The sequence below is a fragment of the Vibrio kanaloae genome (genome assembly GCF_024347535.1).
Classification (GTDB): Bacteria; Pseudomonadota; Gammaproteobacteria; order Enterobacterales; family Vibrionaceae; genus Vibrio; species Vibrio kanaloae.
On record NZ_AP025498.1, the window covers coordinates 995,773 to 1,016,855 of the forward strand.

Annotated in this window: 15 protein-coding genes and 9 tRNA genes; 17 read left to right on the top strand and 7 right to left on the bottom strand. The window is 44.1% G+C overall.

Translation table 11 applies throughout. The annotated features are described in order from the left end of the window. The first annotated feature begins 11 nt into the window (after nucleotides 1-11). Together OCV24_RS18635 and OCV24_RS18640 are read left to right on the top strand one after the other, a co-directional pair. Nucleotides 12-1,328, top strand: a complete 1,317-nt coding sequence (locus tag OCV24_RS18635; RefSeq protein ID WP_150877265.1) for an NAD(P)/FAD-dependent oxidoreductase — start codon at nucleotides 12-14, stop codon at nucleotides 1,326-1,328. Beyond that, nucleotides 1,325-1,675 (top strand): ethanolamine utilization protein EutQ, encoded by a 351-nt coding sequence (locus OCV24_RS18640; protein WP_150877263.1) that lies wholly within the window; start codon nucleotides 1,325-1,327, stop codon nucleotides 1,673-1,675. Before OCV24_RS18635 ends, OCV24_RS18640 begins: the two co-directional genes overlap by 4 nt. A 203-nt stretch (nucleotides 1,676-1,878) precedes the next feature. Here OCV24_RS18640 and ltaE read toward each other — a convergent pair whose 3' ends face one another. After that, nucleotides 1,879-2,883: a low-specificity L-threonine aldolase gene (gene ltaE / locus OCV24_RS18645; protein WP_150877261.1), complete on the bottom strand. Its 1,005-nt coding sequence runs from the start codon at nucleotides 2,881-2,883 to the stop codon at nucleotides 1,879-1,881. A 40-nt stretch (nucleotides 2,884-2,923) separates the two neighbouring features. Then, on the bottom strand, nucleotides 2,924-3,439 hold the full coding sequence (locus OCV24_RS18650) for an NUDIX hydrolase (RefSeq protein ID WP_017058211.1): 516 nt from the start codon (nucleotides 3,437-3,439) through the stop codon (nucleotides 2,924-2,926). 287 nt (nucleotides 3,440-3,726) lie between these two features. On the opposite strand from OCV24_RS18650, the gene OCV24_RS18655 reads away from it, so the two are divergent. From OCV24_RS18655 to OCV24_RS18685, 7 genes are all read left to right on the top strand, one after another. Then, nucleotides 3,727-5,382: an ATPase RavA domain-containing protein gene (locus tag OCV24_RS18655; protein WP_077681424.1), complete on the top strand. Its 1,656-nt coding sequence runs from the start codon at nucleotides 3,727-3,729 to the stop codon at nucleotides 5,380-5,382. A gap of 12 nt (nucleotides 5,383-5,394) precedes the next feature. Continuing rightward, nucleotides 5,395-6,840, top strand: coding sequence for an ATPase RavA stimulator ViaA (gene viaA, locus OCV24_RS18660; RefSeq protein WP_150877259.1), 1,446 nt, complete (start codon nucleotides 5,395-5,397; stop codon nucleotides 6,838-6,840). Between the two features lie 197 nt (nucleotides 6,841-7,037). Beyond that, a tRNA-Cys gene (locus tag OCV24_RS18665) sits at nucleotides 7,038-7,111 on the top strand. A 57-nt stretch (nucleotides 7,112-7,168) separates the two neighbouring features. Then, a tRNA-Gly gene (locus OCV24_RS18670) sits at nucleotides 7,169-7,244 on the top strand. 80 nt (nucleotides 7,245-7,324) lie between these two features. After that, nucleotides 7,325-7,411 (top strand) — tRNA-Leu (locus OCV24_RS18675). Between the two features lie 64 nt (nucleotides 7,412-7,475). Further along, nucleotides 7,476-7,549 (top strand) — tRNA-Cys (locus OCV24_RS18680). Nucleotides 7,550-7,851: 302 nt separating this feature from the next. Then, a complete protein-coding gene (locus tag OCV24_RS18685) occupies nucleotides 7,852-9,741 on the top strand; it encodes a methyl-accepting chemotaxis protein (RefSeq protein ID WP_449364141.1) in 1,890 nt (629 codons plus the stop codon). A 95-nt stretch (nucleotides 9,742-9,836) separates the two neighbouring features. Here OCV24_RS18685 and OCV24_RS18690 read toward each other — a convergent pair whose 3' ends face one another. After that, nucleotides 9,837-10,625: a lipase family protein gene (locus OCV24_RS18690; protein WP_136981412.1), complete on the bottom strand. Its 789-nt coding sequence runs from the start codon at nucleotides 10,623-10,625 to the stop codon at nucleotides 9,837-9,839. A 348-nt stretch (nucleotides 10,626-10,973) separates the two neighbouring features. Here OCV24_RS18690 and OCV24_RS18695 point away from each other — a divergent pair. From OCV24_RS18695 to OCV24_RS18705, 3 genes are all read left to right on the top strand, one after another. Next, nucleotides 10,974-11,060: transfer RNA gene (locus OCV24_RS18695), tRNA-Leu, on the top strand. Between the two features lie 83 nt (nucleotides 11,061-11,143). Beyond that, nucleotides 11,144-11,217: transfer RNA gene (locus OCV24_RS18700), tRNA-Cys, on the top strand. Nucleotides 11,218-11,268: 51 nt separating this feature from the next. Continuing rightward, nucleotides 11,269-11,344, top strand: a tRNA-Gly gene (locus tag OCV24_RS18705). Nucleotides 11,345-11,589: 245 nt separating this feature from the next. Here the strand turns inward: OCV24_RS18705 and OCV24_RS18710 are convergent. The 4 genes from OCV24_RS18710 to OCV24_RS18725 all read right to left on the bottom strand — a co-directional run bounded on the left by OCV24_RS18710 (nucleotide 11,590) and on the right by OCV24_RS18725 (nucleotide 15,874). Further along, nucleotides 11,590-11,898 carry an AzlD family protein gene (locus tag OCV24_RS18710; RefSeq protein WP_017058216.1) on the bottom strand — a complete coding sequence of 103 codons (309 nt, stop codon included), beginning with the start codon at nucleotides 11,896-11,898 and terminating at the stop codon, nucleotides 11,590-11,592. Further along, nucleotides 11,895-12,626, bottom strand: coding sequence for an AzlC family ABC transporter permease (locus OCV24_RS18715; protein ID WP_017058217.1), 732 nt, complete (start codon nucleotides 12,624-12,626; stop codon nucleotides 11,895-11,897). The genes OCV24_RS18710 and OCV24_RS18715 overlap by 4 nt, the downstream gene beginning before the upstream one ends. A 243-nt stretch (nucleotides 12,627-12,869) precedes the next feature. Next, the gene (gene alr, locus OCV24_RS18720) at nucleotides 12,870-14,099 is read right to left on the bottom strand and encodes an alanine racemase (protein WP_150877257.1); all 1,230 of its coding nucleotides are present in this window, start codon (nucleotides 14,097-14,099) and stop codon (nucleotides 12,870-12,872) included. A 143-nt stretch (nucleotides 14,100-14,242) separates the two neighbouring features. Further along, nucleotides 14,243-15,874 carry a methyl-accepting chemotaxis protein gene (locus OCV24_RS18725; RefSeq protein ID WP_017058219.1) on the bottom strand — a complete coding sequence of 544 codons (1,632 nt, stop codon included), beginning with the start codon at nucleotides 15,872-15,874 and terminating at the stop codon, nucleotides 14,243-14,245. Between the two features lie 573 nt (nucleotides 15,875-16,447). Here OCV24_RS18725 and OCV24_RS18730 point away from each other — a divergent pair. From OCV24_RS18730 to OCV24_RS18750, 5 genes are all read left to right on the top strand, one after another. Then, nucleotides 16,448-16,534, top strand: a tRNA-Leu gene (locus tag OCV24_RS18730). Between the two features lie 65 nt (nucleotides 16,535-16,599). Beyond that, nucleotides 16,600-16,673 (top strand) — tRNA-Cys (locus tag OCV24_RS18735). A 455-nt stretch (nucleotides 16,674-17,128) separates the two neighbouring features. Next, nucleotides 17,129-19,702, top strand: coding sequence for a nitrite reductase large subunit NirB (gene nirB, locus OCV24_RS18740; RefSeq protein WP_150877255.1), 2,574 nt, complete (start codon nucleotides 17,129-17,131; stop codon nucleotides 19,700-19,702). Between the two features lie 14 nt (nucleotides 19,703-19,716). Further along, on the top strand, nucleotides 19,717-20,040 hold the full coding sequence (gene nirD / locus OCV24_RS18745; protein ID WP_102506332.1) for a nitrite reductase small subunit NirD: 324 nt from the start codon (nucleotides 19,717-19,719) through the stop codon (nucleotides 20,038-20,040). 110 nt (nucleotides 20,041-20,150) lie between these two features. Next, the gene (locus OCV24_RS18750; RefSeq protein ID WP_150877253.1) at nucleotides 20,151-20,966 is read left to right on the top strand and encodes a formate/nitrite transporter family protein; all 816 of its coding nucleotides are present in this window, start codon (nucleotides 20,151-20,153) and stop codon (nucleotides 20,964-20,966) included. Nucleotides 20,967-21,083 lie beyond the last annotated feature (117 nt).

Below are 21,083 nucleotides of genomic sequence, written 5' to 3' on the forward strand. Positions count from 1 at the left end.
GGAGAAAGAAGATGATTCATTTACCCAACGATGATGTGACATGTGGTTGGTACCACGCGCTATCCAGTATCCCAGAAAAACCGACATTAAAAGGCAAACAAACGGCGGATTACGTTGTGCTTGGTGCGGGGTTTGCTGGCCTAGCGATGGCAAGACGCCTAGCGGAACACGCGCCGAATGCCCGTATTATACTGATTGATGCACAGAAAATCGGTCAAGGCGCATCGGGGAGAAACTCAGGCTTTGTGATCGACCTGCCGCATAAGTTTTCATTAGAGCACCCGGATCCTGCGCATAAACAAAAACTCTTAGCGTTAAACCGATCGGCGATTGCTCAATTAGATTGTTTGATCAGCCAATACAGTATTGATTGCCAGTGGTCAGCGAAAGGAAAATATCAAGGTGCGGTGGGTGAGCGTGGTGAAGCGTACCTCGATCACTTTGAACATCTGATGCAAGACCTTGGCGAACCATACTCTCACGTTGATGGTAGCGAGTTAGCAAAAGTGCTGGGGACGAACTATTACAGCCGCGCTATCTATACGCCAGGCGGCTATTTAATGCAGCCTGCTGCGTTGGTGCGAGGTTTGGGGGAAAGCTTGCCTGATAACGTAGAAGTGTTAGAAAACTCACCAATCCGCAAACTGAGCAAAGAGAACGGGCATTGGGTTCTGCATGGTGACGAAGGCTTAGTTGAGACCACCGAATTGTTACTCGGCACCAGTATTTTTACCCACGAGTTTGGTTACCTGAAACACAGATTGCTACCTGTGATGACATTTGCGAGTTGGACTCGTCCACTAACTGATGCTGAAATGCAGCGTTATGGTGGCCAATTGAACTGGGGGCTAACCCCAGCAGACCACGCGGGAACCACATTACGTATGACAGCCGATCGCCGAATTTTGATCCGCAATACTTACAAACATGTGCCGAAGTACGGCTCAAGCATGAGTGATAAAGTCAGAGAGCAAATTCGCGACGATCATCGTCAAGTCTTTCTGGCTCGTTACCCCGAGCTGGCCGACGTACCATTCACCCACACATGGGGTGGGGTATATGCCATCTCACGCAACTTTACGAACTTCTTTGGACAATTAGATCAAGGTGTGTACGCCAGTGCATGTGATAACGGTGTTGGAGCCGCTTGGGGAACGATTTCGGGCACACTGTTGGCTGACTACGTGATGGGCGCGACCTCCAACTCGTTAGGCGATATTCAAAGTGTAACAGGCATGCCGAGTTTGAATCCGCCAGAGCCTTTCTTAGGTATGGGCGTGAAAAGCCGCATTCAATTGGCAAAATGGCAGAGCCGGAGCGAACTATGAAACAAGTAAAACGAGTAGACAGTAAAGCGTTAGATTTCAATGTACGTGGTGACACGCCAGGAATGGCCTACGTTGCACGTGCACTTAGCTCCGAAATTTCGCCAAATATCGGGGTGGGCTTTGCTAAGTGGGAAGGCGCGAAAGTCGCGTGGACCGTATTGTACGATGAAGTGATTTTTGTGATTGAAGGCTGTTTTGAGCTCACTGCAAATGGCGAAACACATTTTGTTCACCCAGGACAAATGCTCTGGATTCCAGAAGGAACCGAGCTGGTTTATGGTGGCCATGCGTTATTTGGTTACGTGGTTCACCCTGGTAACTGGAAAGAAATTCATAGTATCGAGTAACTATCTATCGTTCTCTTTAATTTTCAAAGAGTCTGCGGTGCTATGACAAAAAACGTAGTTAGGAGGCTCCACTTTAGCCAAAAGAGAGTAATGTTAGAGCGAAAAATTGGAAAGTTATGTATTACACCAGAAAAACATAACAATAAAGCTTCCCATAGGGGAAGCTCAAGTCTCAATTGCTATAGAGGTTAGTCTCGTAAGAGCTAAAGCGCGCTTTCTAATGTTGTTAGGAAAGTAGCAATATCTTCTGCGCTAATGTCACGGTGAGTAACAAAGCGCACTGGGTTCCCTGGTGACATCGTAATGCCTTGTTCGCCCAGTTCGCGAGCGATGCGGTTGATATCTACTGACTCATCCAATTTAGCAAACACAATGTTAGTTTGGATGAAATCAGGGTTAACCGAGAAGCCCTCCAGCTCGTTTAAACCAATCGCTAGATTTTTCGCATTGTCGTGGTCAGCTTTAAGTTGAGCAACGTTCTCAGTCAGCGCCATTTTACCTGCAGCGGCAAGAATACCTGCTTGGCGCATACCACCGCCGACCATTTTGCGCAGTCGACGTGCTTTGGCGATGTATTCTTTGCTGCCAAGAAGTAGTGAACCGATTGGAGCGCCTAAACCTTTCGATAAGCAAATCGTCATAGAATCGAAGTGTTGTGCGATCTCTTTAATGTGCACGTCTAATGCCACGGCTGCGTTATAGACGCGCGCGCCATCTAGGTGCATTTGAAGTCCGTGTTGGTTTACGAACTCACGTGCTTCCGCTAGATAAGACATTGGCAGGGCTTTACCATTGATAGTGTTTTCTAAACTAAGAAGCTTGGTACGAGCAAAGTGGCTGTCGTCGGGCTTAATCGCAGCAGCAAGCTTTTTAAAGTCTAAAGTCCCGTCTGGGTTGTTCTCGATTGGTTGAGGTTGAATAGAACCAAGTACCGCAGCGCCGCCAGCTTCGTATTTATAATTGTGCGCTTGTTGGCCACAAAGGTATTCGTCACCACGTTCACAATGTGCCATTAATCCGAGTAGGTTGGCTTGTGTACCTGAAGAGGTGAACATGGCCGCTTCAAAGCCGGTTTCATTCGCAGCCCACAGTTCTAATTCGTTTACGGTTGGGTCATCGCCATAAACATCATCACCCACTTCTGCGTTTGCCATTGCATCACGCATAGCTTGTGAAGGTTTAGTTACGGTATCAGAACGAAAGTCCATGTTTTCTCTCCTAGAGTACTTTAGGTAGTCATATAATTGGCTATAGATAACCACATAGTTGGGCTTTACTTAAACAAGCGATAGTTTTGGCATCAGTGATTTGATCGTGTCGTATTTTGTCGTGCAGTTCTTGTAAGCTTAGCTCGATTACTTCTATGACTTCATCTTCGTCACATTCAAAGCGGGTAGTGAGGCTAAGGTCTTTCGCGACGAATAGATGTTGTATCTCATCACAGAAGCCAGCCAAAGGCGTAACTTGCCCCAAGCCTTGAAAGGAAGTTGCACTGTAACCGGTTTCTTCTTCCAGTTCGCGTTGAGCACATTGAAGAGGTGTCTCATCATTTTCCATGGTGCCCGCAGGTAACTCTAGAAGCCATTTTTTAAGGGAAGGGCGAAACTGATTAATGAGGATAATCTTTCCAGACGAAGTGATAGGAAGAATAACGGCCGCGCCAGGGTGGCTGATTGTGGTGTGTTTTACCACGACGTTCGTAGGGAGCGTCACGTTCTCTTCGATAAGAGAAATACTTTTCCATTGATGGATAACTTTACTCATGCAGTCTGGCCACATTCCTTGCCAATTTTTCGATAACTGAAGACGTGCACTACCATAACGTCTATGGTGTCGAAAATAAAAGAAAAATTGAGTTTAGTACTAGGTTTCGTTTTACGCCGTTCGTGATGTTACTCTCATATTTGGAATCTATGATTACATCAAAATTACGACCCTAACCATCTGATATAAATGCAACTCAATAATAAAATGCACTTGTAACAAAGTGCTAACAAATGTATAAAAACATATCTACACTCTCAACAGTTCAAAGATTTTCGGAGTAACGCATGAACCCTTCTATTTCCTCACATGCTGACAAGGCGCTACTCTCTGAAAGAATCAATAAATTAGCGCATGCTCTCTCAGATGGTGTCTATGAAAGAGAAGACACGATTAAGCTCTGTTTACTCGCGGCTCTCGCCGGCGAAAGTGTATTCCTATTAGGTCCTCCGGGCATCGCAAAAAGCCTTATCGCTAAACGTCTCATCCAAGCTTTTGACAACAGTAGCTATTTCGAATACTTGATGACACGTTTCTCTACGCCCGAAGAAGTGTTCGGCCCGTTAAGTATCCAAGAACTAAAAGACAATGGTCGTTATGTACGACTGACTGAAGGCTATCTACCAACCGCACAAGTAGTGTTCCTTGATGAGATCTGGAAAGCAGGCCCTGCGATCCTAAATACACTTCTTACTGTAGTTAACGAAAAAACCTTCAAGAACGGCAGCGACATTGAACGTGTACCGATGCGCTTATTGGTTTCTGCATCAAATGAACTACCAGATGAAGACAGCGGTTTAGAAGCCCTTTATGACCGTATGTTGGTTCGCGTATTTGTTAACCGTATTCAAAACAAGCAAAACTTCAAATCGATGTTGACGACTGGTACATCTCAAGAAGCTGTGATTCCAAAAGGTTTGGCGATTACTGACATTGAATACCACCAGTGGCAGAAAGAGCTCGACAAGCTAGAGCTGACCGATAACTCGTTTAACAAGCTGTATGAACTGAAAACCATGCTTGAGGAAACAGTTAAGAAGCAAGGCTCAGCATCAGAGTCTGATTTGTATGTATCAGACAGACGTTGGAAGAAAGCCGTTAAACTATTGAAAGCGAGCGCCTTCTTTAGTGGTCGAGACAGCGTAAACCCTCTGGATATTATGCTTCTGCAAGATTGTTTATGGCACAGCCCAGAATCACGCGATGTGGTTCGTAGCGTGGTAAAAGACTTTGCATTGAACCGTGCGTTCGATCAGCAAGAGTCAAAAGCACAAATCGAAATGTCTCGTGAAGAGCTAGAAGAGATTCAAGATGACGTTGAATCGACATTGTCAGTATCGCTGTCAATGGAGTCTACCAGTGGCTTGCTGCGTAAAGACGTTTACCAAAACGATATCAAGAACGCGAAGATGTACAGTGTTGGTAATGCGTACAACTTAGTTAAGTTGGTTCTGCTACAAAGCAACATGTCAGTTTCTGAATCTGAGAAAGGCGATAGCCGCTGGGTATACGTAGCCAAAGACGACTTTGACCGTGTGCTAAAAGAAGGCCACGGCGACATTTACGGTTACGTAAACGAAAACAAGAATCTGTGTCGCTTGAAGCTGGATCTTGATGCATCGAATCAATTAGTCATAAAAGATATCGCGAATCGTTCAGTATTGGTGAGTGTGGTTACCTCTGATGGTTTAAACCAAGAGCTTTACAACAAGTGGCTGACTGGCGCAGAGAGAGCGTTAGAGCAGTTAACCGAAGCTGAGTTTAAGTTGAAAAGAGTCCGCACTGAATTCCATGATGCACTGCCTCATAACTACATTGACCCAGAGCTCCCTAAAGCGATGGAATCAAGCTTACAAGCGGTCACACAAGATTTGGAAACCACTAAGGTGAAAAGCAGCAAGATCGCTCAACGCATCAAGTTCATGAGTCAGTACTTCGAGTAAGGGGAGACAAGTATGTTAGGAGCAGACGGCTTAAACCTCGCTTTGATGGTAGCTGACTCAGGAATCATTGATACCGCGATGAATGATCTCATCGCTCGTTCTCAGGTCATGATGGCGGCTGAGAACAAAGGCGTGAAAACGTCGGTAAAAAACCACTTGGTTAAATGGCGCGGTAAAGTGAAAAAGCGCGTCACTAAAGTATGTGAGACCGACCGATTCCAAGAAGAAATCGCACTTTACCAAGAAGTGATCCACTGGGATGAGTCCCAGTTTTTTGATGAAATTGACAGTGTCATCAAAAAATTGGAGTGGCACTCAGCGTTTTATCTTCAAGCTAGACGCCTAATGCAACACAATAAGGGCGTTTACAATGCGATGTTCCCTCACTATTTCTGCGACCAGTGGTATCAATCACTGTCCGACGCGATCAAGCAAGCGCAAGTTACCGAACTTGAAACCAGCAAAGAAAAAGTCTTAGCCGATCTATACCAGCGCATGGAAACCATGAAAAACATGGATAAAGTGACGGAGTCTGGTGATGAAGGCAGCGTGGGGCGCTTGTGGGATATGGCATCGGCTAAGTTGAGTAAAACTGACTTAACCGTAATGAAGCGCCATGCCGAGTTTTTAAATAAGCATAAAGGTCTTCAAGAGATCGCTGAAAAGCTTGGCCGTATGGCTGGTGAGGAAGATGACCCTTCGTTGCACAAAGCCCCTGTAGAAGAACTGCAAATGGTGGAAGAGAAAAGCGATGAAGCGGTGAATGACATTGTAGGGATTCACGAGAGTGATGACCTCAATAAGATGCTGCCAAACGAAACCATGTTTTTAGCTTACCCTGAGCTGGAAGTTATCTTCTATAAGCACTTGGCTGACAAGCGTTTATTAAGCTACCGTTCGCAAGGGAAATCTCGTACGTTACGCAAAGTGAAGGCGCAAAAGCCAGATAGCAAGAACGTCGAGATTGAAAAAGGCCCATTCATCGTTTGTGTGGACGCGTCTGGCTCAATGAGTGGCTTCCCTGAGCAATCTGCCAAAGCAATGGCGTATGCCTTGATGCAAATCGCGCTCGCGGAAGAGAGAGACTGTTACGTGATTTTGTTCTCTTCAGAACACATTACGTATGAATTGACTCGACAAGATGGCTTACGCGAAGCGAGTGACTTTTTAAGTTACTCATTCCACGGTGGTACGGATCTAGAGCCTGTTCTGATGAAGTCGATTGATTTGATGATGGGCGATAAATATAAGAATGCTGATTTGATTGTACTTTCTGACTTTATCGCGCCTAAGCAGTCTGATGAGATGATTGCTCAAGTCGAGAAACTTAAAACGCACAAAAACCGTTTCCATGCGGTGAGTCTTTCTAAATACGGCAACCCTCAACTTATGACGATGTTTGATCATTGTTGGGCGTATCACCCGAGCTTGGTTGGTCGTTTTATGAAGAAGTGGTAGTGCCAAGACACTTTAATTTGGCCCATTTTGCTGTGTGTTTTTTGATTAAAGAGATCGAACATGCAGCAATTTGATTTAAATGTCAGCAAGCGAAGTTTAAATTCACTTTTTTGTTTGACTATCGCCCTTCAATCCGTAAAGTAAGCACCCGAACGCAGCGGTGTAGCTAATCTAAACCTTGAAAGCGTTGAATTAAAGGCGCCTTGGCAGAGTGGCTATGCAGCGGATTGCAAATCCGTGGACCTCGGTTCGATTCCGGGAGGCGCCTCCATTCTCTCCTACTTATTCTTGTTGTTTACAAGAAGGGATAAGCAAGAAGAATGACATTGCGATACTAGCCCAGTTGGTAGAGCGCAACCTTGCCAAGGTTGAGGTCATCGGTTCGAACCCGATGTATTGCTCCAAATTTTATAATGTCGATTCATTTTGACATTAAGATGGTGTTTTACTTTTCAGTAATTGGCATCGCAATAAAGAATTGCGTGCCCTGGTGGTGGAATTGGTAGACACAAGGGATTTAAAATCCCTCGGCGTTCGCGCTGTGCCGGTTCAAGTCCGGCCCGGGGCACCATCTATTTGTTTGTTACCTCTCTAGGTAGTATTCAAAAGAGTTGTTCTCTTAAAACACTATTGAAGGCGCCTTGGCAGAGTGGCTATGCAGCGGATTGCAAATCCGTGGACCTCGGTTCGACTCCGGGAGGCGCCTCCATCATTTAGAAGAAACCAGCCCTTGTGGCTGGTTTTTTCGTTTCTGGCTTCCCCCCGTCTTTGAGTCACTATTTTTTCTTAAACAATTTGCTTTGCATCACGTCACACCTTCTACCCTAAGTTATCTTCGACTAACCTACAATTCACCTGTCGTTGATAAACCGGTAAATAAATCGAAGTCACAATTAAACATAATGCTCAATTTGTTTCATTTTTTTATGGGATAACCCTGATTAAAACATGCGTATGAGTGATAGTGTTCTTCTCTATATTTCTTTAATTGCTCTATAAGAGGTTCTTAATATGCAATTTAGTCTAAAGAGGAAAATGGTTTTCTCTGTCGTTTTGGCGATTGCAGTGACATCTGCCATTCTTCTTTTTATGGGTTATAAAACCTTTCAAAACAACAGCTGGCAAGCGATAGAAAGCGAGAGTCGCAACACACTGCAAGCACACGCGAAAGGGATCAGTGATTGGTTCCATGATAAGAAACAAGCAGTGCATGGCTTAAAACAGCAAGTGCAGCTTAATCCATCATTAGATATTGTCCCTCATTTGCGTCAAACCCTTATATCTGGTGGCTTTGGATTGAGTTATTACGGTAATAAAGAGGGGGAGATGTTCCGTCATGATCCTTCGCTTAATAAAGCGGGTTATGACCCAAGAGTCCGAGGTTGGTATAAAGAAACTTTGGCTCAGAATAAAGCCGTCACAACAAAGCCGTATGTTAGCGTCACAATGCAAGCGCTAGTCGTAACACTTACTGACCCTGTCACCAAAAACGGCTCCATTATTGGTGTTGCTGCTTCAAACCTTGCGTTAGATAAGCTGATTAAAGACGTATTGGCGATTCAGGTTCCTGGAAATGGACGTGCGATTCTCATTGATAAAGAAGGTACGGTCGTTGCTCATCAAAACAAAGAGTTCATTCTTAAACAAGTTAACGAGATCGCACCTGAACTCAGTGTTTCTGGTTTAAACAGCGCTGCGCAGAATCTAACGACGATCTTTACTCAAGTTGATGGTAACGAACGAGTGATCATGGCGGAGCCAATCAATGGCACCGACTGGCTGCTTGTGATTGAAATGGATAAAGATGTATTAGAACAACCTCTGTTCGATATGTTGGTTAGCCAAGTCACAATAGGTTTGATTGTATTGATCGTGATGGCGGCAGCAACGTCTTGGTTTGTTGCTCGACAGCTGGTGGAGTTAGGGCGAGTAAGTGAAGCTCTCGCAGATATCGCTGAAGGGGAAGGTGACTTAACGCAGCGCCTTCAAGTATCAAGCAAAGACGAAGTAGGGCAACTCGCCGATAAGTTCAATGTGTTTGTAGACCGACTTCATGGAATGATGACAAATGTCACTCAAGTTTCAAGCGCAATGAACAATGGTGCAGAGCACGCCAATAGCAGCGCATTGAAGCGTAGTGATAGCGTAAGCAGGCAGCAAGACGAAATCACCATGGTAGCAACCGCAGTGACTGAGATGGCGACGGCGACCTCTGAAATTGCCGCTAATGCTGACAACACAGCCAAAAGTGCGACTCACTCTGTTGAATTGAGCGAGCAAGGCTTTCAACAGATGGCCAAGAGTCAATCATCGATCAACGAGCTAGCAACCGAGCTAACCAGTGCTGTATCTATCATTAGTGAGTTGGAAGAACACGGTCAGCAAATTGCGTCTATTTTGGCGACAATACGTGAAATCGCTGAGCAAACTAATTTACTAGCGCTCAATGCAGCGATTGAAGCCGCTAGAGCTGGCGAACAAGGTCGTGGTTTTGCTGTGGTTGCGGATGAGGTTCGAGTGCTTTCTCAACGCACTCATGCTTCAACAGAAGAAATCGAAGACAAGATCAAGCGTTTGCAGCAAGCGACTAATGGTGCGGTGAAAGTGATGACACAAAGTCATGATATGGCGAAGACAAGCGTGCACGATGTAGACATGGCGGGAGAGAGCTTGGCTCAAATCCGTGAAGCGATTCAGATGATCAGCGACATGGCGACTCAGATCGCTTCTGCTGCTGAAGAGCAATCACTGGTTACTGCGGAAATTAATACCAATACTGAGTCTGTGCGTGAAGTAAGTGATGTTATGGCGTTGGACGCAACTGATGCTGTTTCACAAGCGGATCAGCTCAGCCACTTAGCTAGCGATTTGAAGCAAGAGTTGTCACGATTCAAGCTTTAATAGATAGATAAATAAGCATCAACATAAGTTCGATACTAAAAAGAGCACAGGCTGTAATAAGCCTGTGCTCTTTCTTTATTCGATTTAAGAGATGCTCAGTGTTGGTCAAAGAAATCCTTATTGCGGATATATTTGCTCATCAAGTGATAAGAGAAAGGTCGTATCAACCAGCTAAAAATAGATCGTCCAAGACGAATAAAGGTTGGCGTATTCTCATAGATTCTGCCGTTGTAGAGCCAAAGTACCTTTCCTACATGCCAATACAGTAAAGGTACGGGCGGCATGAAGGTCACGATGTCGATATCACAACAGATGCGGTAGGTTTTCTTACGCAAACGATAGTGCTTTCGAAAACTCCAGTCACCAATCGCAGGTTGTCCAAAGGTCACGATTCGTTTGATGCAACCTGGGTATTTGTGGTCAAAGTAGTCGGCAAACACGCAGCCAATCGCGCCACCGGAAGAGTGACCCGTAATTGAGATTCTTTTGCCTTGTTCTAAAAGAGGGACGAGCGTCGTTTCCAATCGTTCGATTACCGTCAAGCCGAGCTTATCTTCATTCCTGTTTGGTTGGCTTTCTTGAAACATTAGATGATAGAAACCCGCATGAACACGATAATTGAGCCCAATTCTTTTGCAGCTTCTTGTCCATAGAGCAAAAGTCAGTAACCAATCTGAGATGCTGTGCGATCCTTTGATAACAACAACCACTTCATCTTTGTCGCTGCTCCATAACACGCGAATCATAGTTTTACCAAACTGGTTCTTTATGATGCGTTGTCCATTAGGGTCGAAACCATAACGAGTTTGCTTGAAAACTCGGGGGTAGGCGAGGTTACAGAGAACGGCGTAGCGCTCATATTGGTATCGTTTTAATGGTTTCACATTTTTACTTCTTAATAAGAGTTACTTAAAACTCTAGTTGTTGAATGTGAAAAGCACATGAAAACACCATTTGTTTGATTCATTACAGAAAAACCGAAATAGGCTGCAGTCGCTAAAGCTAATAATGGTTAGTAAGTTACACTGTTAGAATAGAGAGTGGCGTATAAAAACCGTACAATCCGAATCAAATTTATTCTTTGGAGAGTGATAATTAATCATTTGAATTAAAAGATAAAATTTATTGTTGACGAATTTTTTTCATCCGTTAAAGTACATCTCGTTCTCACGGCTCAGGTCGCAGAGAGATGGTGTTTTACTTTTCGGTAATCGGCATCGCAAGATTGCGTTGCCCTGGTGGTGGAATTGGTAGACACAAGGGATTTAAAATCCCTCGGCGTTCGCGCTGTGCCGGTTCAAGTCCGGCCCGGGGCACCATCTATTTTATTTCTACTTTAAGTAGAGTGACGAACGAAGAGTTGTTCTCTTTAAACACTTCAATATATTGTTATGTTGATAAAGGCGCCTTGGCAGAGTGGCTATGCAGCGGATTGCAAATCCGTGGACCTCGGTTCGACTCCGGGAGGCGCCTCCATTCTCTTTTACTCTTTGTTTACAAGAAGAGATAAGTAAGAAGAATAAAATTGCGATACTAGCTCAGTTGGTAGAGCGCAACCTTGCCAAGGTTGAGGTCATCGGTTCGAACCCGATGTATCGCTCCAAATTATTCAGATATGGTAATTACGATATCTTGATGCTAAAAGCATTAACTAAAAACCAGCGAAAGCTGGTTTTTTTGTATCTGAAAATTAATAAATTTACTTCTCTTCAATGGTTTATCACTTGATTTATACCAGTCACTTTCAGGTGTTTTAGGTATTGGGTCAGCCTTGATAGTATCGAAAGATGTTACCAAGGCTTAGCTGTGGCTTCGTTATTTGAGGGAGTTCCGTAGTAGTGACAACAGCTAAAAAGATCGCATTGCCGCCGCAGCAATGATGCCTGCTGCGATTGCTGGTAGAGGCTTTTTGACGATGAACATGACGACAGCTGTCGAAAAGAGTGCCGCTCTAGCGCCATTGTCACCTTCTACTGCAAGAGGTGCTAGAAGGGCAACTAATACAGAACCTGACATCGCACTAATGAACCGTTGAATACGTTCGCTAATTGGAACAAACGACATGACATACACACCGCCCCAGCGGGTGATAAGCGTGACTAATGCCATTGCGATGATTATCAGTAGTGTTCCACCTACGCTCGTCTCGATATTCATGCTTTTTTCTCCTTCCAACAAGCACCCAAAACTCCGCCAGAGATAGCACCAACTACAACATGGCTATTTTCTGGTAAATACCAATACGCCAGCATTGAAGACGCTGCTGCAGTCGTCCAAATAGCAAAAATTCTTAAGCTTTTAGGCCCGACAACCACCATGGAAAGTAAAAAACAGCCCATAACCATATCGAGCCCAAGACTCACAGGATCTTGGATTGCGCTACCAAAGTAAATTCCAACCCAAGTACCAATAATCCAAAATGACCAAAGTGCTAAACCACCACCAACGAGCAGACCAAACCCCGGCTCTTTCCTCCCAAATGCATTGAGTGCCATTGCCCAATTTGCGTCCGAAGCTACCAACATCACACCATATCGTTTTGCCGGTGGGAGTTGACGTAACCAAGGATATAGCGTGGCCCCCATCAAAAGGTGGCGAGCATTGATCGCAAACACGGTAATAAGAACTGGAATAAGGGGCACTTCTGCTCCCCACATATCCAACGTAGCAAACTGTGAAGCACCTGCAAAAACGAGAGTGCTCATTAACATAGTTGGAAACTCATCCAGCCCTGTTTGTGCTGCTGCAACACCGAATGCGAGGCCAAAAACGATCACAAACATAGAGAGAGGCAAAAGTTGGGTGAAGCCGTTCCAGACATCGATTCGTGTAAATTCGTGTAATTCAGTTGAGGAGCGTTGAAGGTGTTGAGTATTTTCTGTCATAGAGGTTCCTAGCCAGCAGGCAAAAGGGCAGAGCCATGGAAGGATCTTGTTGTTATTTTGTAAACTGCATGTTTAACATCAATTGGATAGGCTTTCAAACGTTATGTCGCAGATAAAAACACATAAGCGTTAGCGAAGATAGAATTTTGAAAGCCTAATTTAATCAATAACATGGGCAAACCATTAAATAATAAAGCGAGCACGAGGCTCGCTTTATAATTCTGTTAGGAAGATCGAATTAGTTTACTTTACATATACACGAGGGTTTGCAGTGCCCCAAATAGTGTATAGCTCAGGGAAGATCACTTGTGAGTTATTTTCAATTTCCGCAGCGGTAATGGTCTTGCCTTGCTGAGAACCGAATAGCACAACTTCGGAGCCCGGAGCGACATCTTTGATATCGGAGACATCAACCATGGTAGTGTTCATTGAAGCCACACCCGTAACCTTAGCGCGTTGGCCATTGATGAGTACTTCTGCTGTATTGCCCATTTTTCTCGGGTAACCGTCAGAGTAGCCAACAGGAATATTCGCCATTAAGCTCTCTTTACTTGTCTTGTAACTGCTGTCGTAGCCGACAGTACTATTCTTTGGTAGATGGTGAAGTGATGCGATGCGTGTTTTGAAAGACACGATTGAGGGGTATTCTGGGTTGGTTGGTAAATCACCATATAAAACGCCACCTGGACGAACCATATCAAGTTGTGCTTCTGGAACATTAAGCGCGGTATAAGAGTTTGCAACGTGCAATAAAATGTCTTCACGCTTTAGATCCGCTTCTTTAATAAGCCATGCTGAGCTGTTTTTAAATGAAGCTAACTTTTGACGAACATCGTCCGCATTGTAGTTTGGGAAGTGAGTCATAATACCGACAATGTTAACGCCATTTTGTTGAGCGATCTCTAGCGCTTCTTGTTGACCTTCTTCGGTTGTCATATCCACGCCATTTCGCCCCATACCACCGTCGTTTAGAGCAAGGTGAATCTTAACTTCTTTATCGGTTTTTTCTGCTAACTTAGACAATGCTTTCGCTTGCTCAGTACTGCCAATAAGCTCTTCGACATTGAGGTCGATTGCCGCTTCAATTTCACCAATGTCAGCAGAGCGTACACGCATAAGTTGACCTTTAAAGCCACTATCACGAACGGCTTTCGCTTCTGCATTACTTGCGACCGCAACACATGGGATGTTCTGTTCTATTATGGTAGGCATGAGACCGGCGATGCCATTGCCGTAGGCGTCGGCTTTCATCACTGCGCATATTTTTGTTTTGCCATCCATGTGTGATTTAAACTGTTCAATATTTTCTTGGAACTGACTCAAGTTTACTTCTAACCAAGCGTTAGCACCTTGAACTTGCTCTGCTTTTACTGCGGCATTGGTGATCTGAAGAGGGGCAGCTGTTGCTTGCATCGCTGGCGCAAAAGTTGCCGCGCCGATGGTAAGTGCTAGTAAGGTTTTATTTAAGTGCATAAAGTCTCCGTACGCATTTTTATTGGTTATGTTATTGATTCTTTAGGGAGAATACCTGACGAAGTGAAACGCTCCAAGTGGTTATTTGGAGCGTTTTTTGAGGAGCGTGATTTAACCTAGTGCTAGATTAACTTAGAGTCGGATTAACTTAGTTTGAAGCGACCCATCACATCTTTAAGAGAAATAGACAGCTGGCTCAGTTCGCGGCAAGCTTGAGCGGTTTGATCTGAACCTTGTGATACTTCTTGAGAAGCCAAATGTATATTTTCAATGCTTCGGTTAAGCTCTTCTGCAACCGAGTCCTGTTGGTTACAAGCGGTCGCGATTTGGCTACCCATGTCTGAGATATCAGAAATAGAGTGCTCAATGTCGCTCATCAGTTGTTTCGATTGGACTCCTTGTTCTGCACATTCTGAAATGCTGCTTCTAGAAAGTTCTGTGGCAGATTTTGCGTCTTTCGCAAGTGATTGGAGCTGTTCAATGATCGCAGTGATTTCACTGGTTGAATCTTGTGTACGACCAGCAAGTGTTCGAACCTCGTCTGCAACCACGGCAAAGCCACGACCAGATTCACCAGCGCGTGCAGCCTCAATTGCAGCGTTAAGCGCAAGTAGGTTAGTTTGATCGGCAATGTCGCGAATAACATCTACGATAACGTTAATTTTGTTCGATTGCTGTTCTAGTTCAGCCACAGTATCCCCAGCAGCACCAATAACGTTTGAAACTTCTTGAATCGAGTCAACCATGCTTTGAGTTTCACGAACGCCGTGCTGTGTACGACGGTTTGCTTCGTTAGCATGGTTCGCTGAATCTTCAGTGTTACGTGCTACGTCGGCTACCGCTGCTTTCATTTCTGTCATTGCGGTTGCAACGTGCGTGATTTGCATCTGTTGGTCTTTCATACCTGATGCCGAAATATCAGAGATTTGGTTCATCTCTTCTACTGCGCTGCTTAACTGAGTCACAGCTGAAATAACGTTGTCGATTACTTGGCGTAAATCGTCTTGCATCTTCGTGGTTGCATCAGCTAGCTCACCAAGTTCATCATTGCCTATCGCTTTACGGTCAATATCGCTTGATAAGTCACCGGTTGCGATCGCGTTTGCTTGCTCAACAACAAGTTTGAGTGGGCCGCAAATCAACAGTGTTAGCGCATACGTCATGCCAACCATAATCAATAGAATAATTATATTGCTCGCGATCGATGAATTGCTTAATCCGTTTACTGAAGAAAGGATACGAGTTTTATTGCTATCCATGGCATTTTTAAGCAGTCGAATCAGTTCGCCTAGCTCAGAGTCAACCGCTTGAAACGAAGACAATGAATTTGCCAAGATTGGCTGGGCCGTGCTTTTGTCGTTGGCCATCATCGCTTCGTTGTACTTGTCCATAGTGACTAAATACTGTTTCCACTGACGCATAAGACGCTGGTAAGTTTGTTGCTCTTCACCTGGCCAAATTGTCTCACCGTAAGCGTGTAGGTCTTGACTGATTTTCTCGCGTTCGCGAATGTTACTGGCGATTTTATTTCTGATTTTGTCAGCGTCTTCATAGGTATAAGTCGCAAATTGAGTACGGCGCCAGAGAGACATGTGATCTCGAATAGCGTCTACTCTTTCCATTGCAGGCAGAGTATCATCAGTATAATTTAATAGTTCAGTTTTAATACTTTTGAGCTCTGTAGATAAAAATACGCCAAACGCAATGTTGACAATGGCAATAAGTAAAAATGATAGCGATATCTTTTTCGCTATAGAAAGGTTCTTGATAGACATTGGTGATATACCTTGTTGGTCTTATGTTGTGTCGCCAAAGTAAACCACTTCCCTATATGTGATATTTGTCCATTAAATTACTGCAACGTATGTAACGTACCATTTATTACTGATATTTTCGATAATGAATTGAGCTTCGAATGAAAATAAAAAATGTCAATGATTTTGTAAGAGACTGACTATTCTAGTTATAAATTTATCAGTAATGGGTTCTGATGTTTGGTAATAATGAGTGTCAGGCTAAGGGCCTTAATTATTAAGGGGGGAGTTAAGGCAGTTAATGTTTTTCTTGAAAACCAATGCTAACTGGTTGCTTTATGAACAACGTTTGTAAGCCATATACGTATTGATGCCTTTTGCATTGTCCTTGCTCTATGTGAGGTTGAAAGAACGTTGGGTAGATTGTTTTATAACCGGTTGAATAAAATAAATAAATTTATTATTGACTCATTACTTTAATCAGTTAAAGTGCATCTCGTTCTCGGGAAATAACCCTAGAGAAAGTAATTTTACGAAAATTGGATGTAAGTCTGTTTAGACTATGGTGCCGATTATCGCAATAAAGAATTGCGTGCCCTGGTGGTGGAATTGGTAGACACAAGGGATTTAAAATCCCTCGACGTTCGCGTTGTGCCGGTTCAAGTCCGGCCCGGGGCACCATCTATTTGATTGTTACCTTGTTGGGTAGGAATCAACAGAGTCGTTCTCTTAAAACACGGCTTGAAGGCGCCTTGGCAGAGTGGCTATGCAGCGGATTGCAAATCCGTGGACCTCGGTTCGACTCCGGGAGGCGCCTCCATTATTCAAACTGAAAGGTCAGCTAAAATGCTGGCCTTTTTGCTATCTGCTATTTGATATATTTTCGTTTTCTACCATCGCCCTACGCTTGTCTACTAAGTCGATAAGTTCTTCACATTTATATACAGTTACTCATGATTCTGTGACGCTTTCATCCGCTATTACATATCTTATCGTTATAAATGAAAATGATTGTTATTTATTTTTGTTGTTACTAATCTATTATGAAATATTACAACGCACCTTGTCGTGCATCAAAGTGACGATATACCGCCCTTAAACCTTGTCATACTTATGGTTATTCGCTATGAATAATGCAAGATTAGGCTCTCCTACCTCTTTTGTTCTACCCCTTTTGGGTAGTTCGATTTCGTAATTGATTTACATCATATTTTCATTTTCTTTCATAATTCATTATTCGCTCAGTTAAGAAATATATAACCTTCAGGAATTCTTATGAGCAAGATGAAGCTAGTCGTAATCGGTAATGGGATGGTTGGTCATCGCTATATCGAAGATTTAGTCGAGAAGACAGATGTGACTAACATGGACATCACGGTGTTCTGTGAAGAGCCTCGTGTAGCCTATGATCGCGTACACCTTTCTTCTTATTTTTCACACCATACTGCAGATGAACTTTCTTTAGTTAAAGAAGGCTTTTACGAGAAACACGGCATCACTATGCTGATCGGCGAACGTGCTATCAACGTTAACCGTGAAAAGAAAACCGTTTACTCAAGCACTGGTCGTGAAATTCAATACGACAAACTCATCCTTGCTACCGGTTCATTCCCATTCGTTCCTCCGATCAAAGGTAACGAAGGCAAAGACTGTTTCGTATATCGCACTATTGAAGACTTGAAAGCGATTGAAGCAACGGCTAAGAACTCTAAGTCGGGTGTTGTTGTTGGTGGTGGTTTGCTTGGCCTTGAAGCGGCGGGCGCACTGAAAGCGCTTGGCGTGACAACACACGTTGTTGAGTTTGCTCCTAAGCTAATGGCTGAGCAACTTGACCAAGCGGGTGGTAACCAACTTCGTCAAAAAATCGAACGTATGGGCGTAAACGTACATACAAGTAAGAACACGCTTGAGATCGCTCCTGAAGGCATTGAAGCTCGTAACGTAATGCGTTTTGCAGACGGTACCGAGCTAGAAACTGATTTCATCGTATTCTCTGCTGGTATTCGCCCACAAGACAAACTTGCTCGTCAAATGGGTCTAGGTATTGCGCCTCGTGGCGGTATCGAGATTAACGATCACTGTCAAACGACTGATAAAGACATCTACGCTATCGGTGAGTGTGCATCTTGGAACCAAACGTTCTACGGCCTAGTCGCTCCTGGTTACAAAATGGCAACGGTAGCGGTTGACCACGTTGTTGGTAACGAAAGTACATTTGAAGGTGCTGACATGTCAGCGAAGCTGAAGCTTCTTGGCGTGAAAGTAGGTTCTATCGGTGACGCAAATGGCCGTACCCCTGGTTGTAAGAGCTACGTTTACCAAAATGAAGAATCAGAAGTTTACAAACGCCTAATTGTTTCTGAAGACAACAAGAAGCTTCTTGGTGCAGTAATGGTTGGTGATACGTCTGACTACGGCGATCTTCTACAGCTAATGCTGAACGAAATCGACCTACCAGAACACCCAGATGCATTGATTCTTCCTGCTCACGCGGGTGCTGAAAAACCAACACTTGGCGCGGATTCTTTACCAGAAACTGCCGTTATATGTTCTTGTTTCGATGTAACGAAAGGCAAGATCGCTCAAGCGGTTGCTGAAGGCCACCACACCATTGGTGATATCAAAGCAGTAACAGGCGCAGGTACGGGTTGTGGTGGTTGTATCCCACTGGTGACTTCAGTACTCAACGCTGAACTTGCTAAGGCTGGTGTAGAAGTAAAGAACGACGTGTGTGAGCACTTTGCTTACTCTCGCCAAGAGCTTTTCCACCTAATTCGTATCGAAGAAATCAAAACGTTTGATGAGCTTCTAGATAAGTACGGTAAAGGTTACGGTTGTGAAGTGTGTAAGCCTCTAGCGGGTTCTATTCTTGCTTCTTGCTGGGGTGAACACATCCTTAAGCCTGAGCTAGTGAAGCTGCACGATACTAACGATAACTTCCTAGGTAACATGCAAAAAGATGGTACTTACTCTGTTATCCCTCGTATGGCGGGTGGTGAAGTAACACCTCAAGCACTAAGTGTTCTTGCTGATGTTGCTGCTGAATACAACCTGTACACAAAGATCACGGGAGCACAACGTATCGGTCTATTCGGAGCTCAAAAAGATGACTTACCAGCAATCTGGAAGAAGTTAATCGCTGCGGGTTACGAAACTGGACAAGCTTACGCAAAAGCACTTCGTATGGCTAAAACATGTGTCGGTTCAACTTGGTGTCGTTACGGCGTTCAAGATTCTGTTGGCCTTGGTGTGATGATCGAGAACCGCTACAAAGGCATCCGTACTCCTCATAAGATGAAGTTTGGGGTATCTGGCTGTACTCGTGAGTGTGCTGAAGCTCAAGGTAAAGATTTAGGTATTATCGCGACTGACGCAGGTTGGAACATGTACGTATGTGGTAACGGTGGTATGAAACCTCGTCACGCAGACTTACTGGCAAGCGACCTAGACCAAGAAACGCTGATCAAGTACATCGACCGCTTCATGATGTTCTACATCCGTACGGCTGCGCCACTGCAACGTACTTCGGTATGGATGGACAACCTAGAAGGTGGTGTTGATTACCTACGTGAAGTGATTGTAGACAACAAGCTTGGTATTAACGACCAACTTGAAGCTGATATTGCTGGCTTAGTCGATAATTTTGCTTGTGAATGGACAGATACAATCAACGACGAAGCTCAACTTAAGCGCTTTGCACACTTCATCAATACTGATGACCGTGATGATAACGTTGTGTTTGTTGAAGATGGTCGTGAACAACACCGTCCAGCAACATTCACTGAGAAATATTCTGAAGCCATTACTTCAAGGCATCAGGGCGACATCATTCACGTAGAAACTGTGTAACGGGAGACGACATCATGGCATTTACCAAAGTTTGTAAGATCGAAGACATTATCCCAGGTACAGGTGTTTGTGCATTGGTTGGTGGTGAGCAAGTGGCTATCTTCCGCCCAACTAAGGCTGAAGAAGTATTCGCGATTAGCAACACAGACCCATACTTCCAATCTAACGTGTTATCACGTGGTTTGATTGTTGAGCACAAAGAAGAGCTTTGGGTGGCAAGCCCACTTAAGAAGCAACGCTTTAACCTAGCAACAGGTATGTGCATGGAAGACGAGAACTTCAATGTGAAAGCGTATAAAGCTCGTGTTGCCAAAGGCGCTGTAGAAATCTCTGCTTAATCTTCGGATGAGTAAGATTTGATAGTTCAAGGGTTCTAGTTCTCGATATTGCCTTAACTCGGCAACTAGAGCCTTTTCCTATCCAATTTTAACTTTTTAAGGACAACCTTATGTCTACTGATTTTAAACCAGCTGAATTCGTTCAAACGATGATCGATGTGGGTGAAGCAAAAACGAAAACAAGTACTCGTGATCTTCTGATTCGAAGCACTATGGCTGGTATCATTCTTTCGCTTGCTGTCGTTGTGGCAATCACGACTATTGTACAAACAGGTATCGGCATTGTGGGCGCATTAGTGTTCCCAGTTGGTTTCGTCATTCTAAGTGTGATGGGTTATGACCTAGTCACTGGCGTATTTGGCCTTGCTCCTTTAGCTAAGTTTGATAACCGCCCAGGCGTGACTTGGGGGCGTGTTTTACGTTGTTGGGGTATTGTTGGCCTTGGTAACCTTATCGGTTCTCTCATCGTAGCCGTACTGATTGCTATCTCATTGACTGGTAACTTCTCTTTAGATCCAAATGCAGTTGCACAAAAATTCATTGCGGTTTCTACAGCTCGTAGTTTAGGTTTTGAAAACATGGGTATGGACGGGTGGATCACGTGTTTCGTACGCGGTATCTTCTGTAACCTCATGGTATGTCTAGGTGTGATTGGTAACATGACAGCACGTACAGTGTCTGGCCGTGTAGCAATGATGTGGTTCCCAATCTTCATCTTCTTCGCACTCGTATTCGAGCACACAGTAGTAAATATGTTCCTATTCCCATTGGGTATGATTCTAGGCGCAGATTTTGGTATCGCGACATGGTTGAACTTCAACCTTATCCCTACAATTCTTGGTAACATCGTTGGTGGCTTACTGTTAACGTGTGTTTCTCTATACCTAACTCACGCTAAAACGGCTCCTTCTCTAGGTGCTAAGTAAATCTGAATACGGTGAAACGTAATTTAGTCTGAGGATTGAAAGCCCCAACAAATTGTTTGGGGCTTTTTTGTTCGAACGCCTTAAGCACCATTAATGTGTTGATTCTTATTGAGCAAA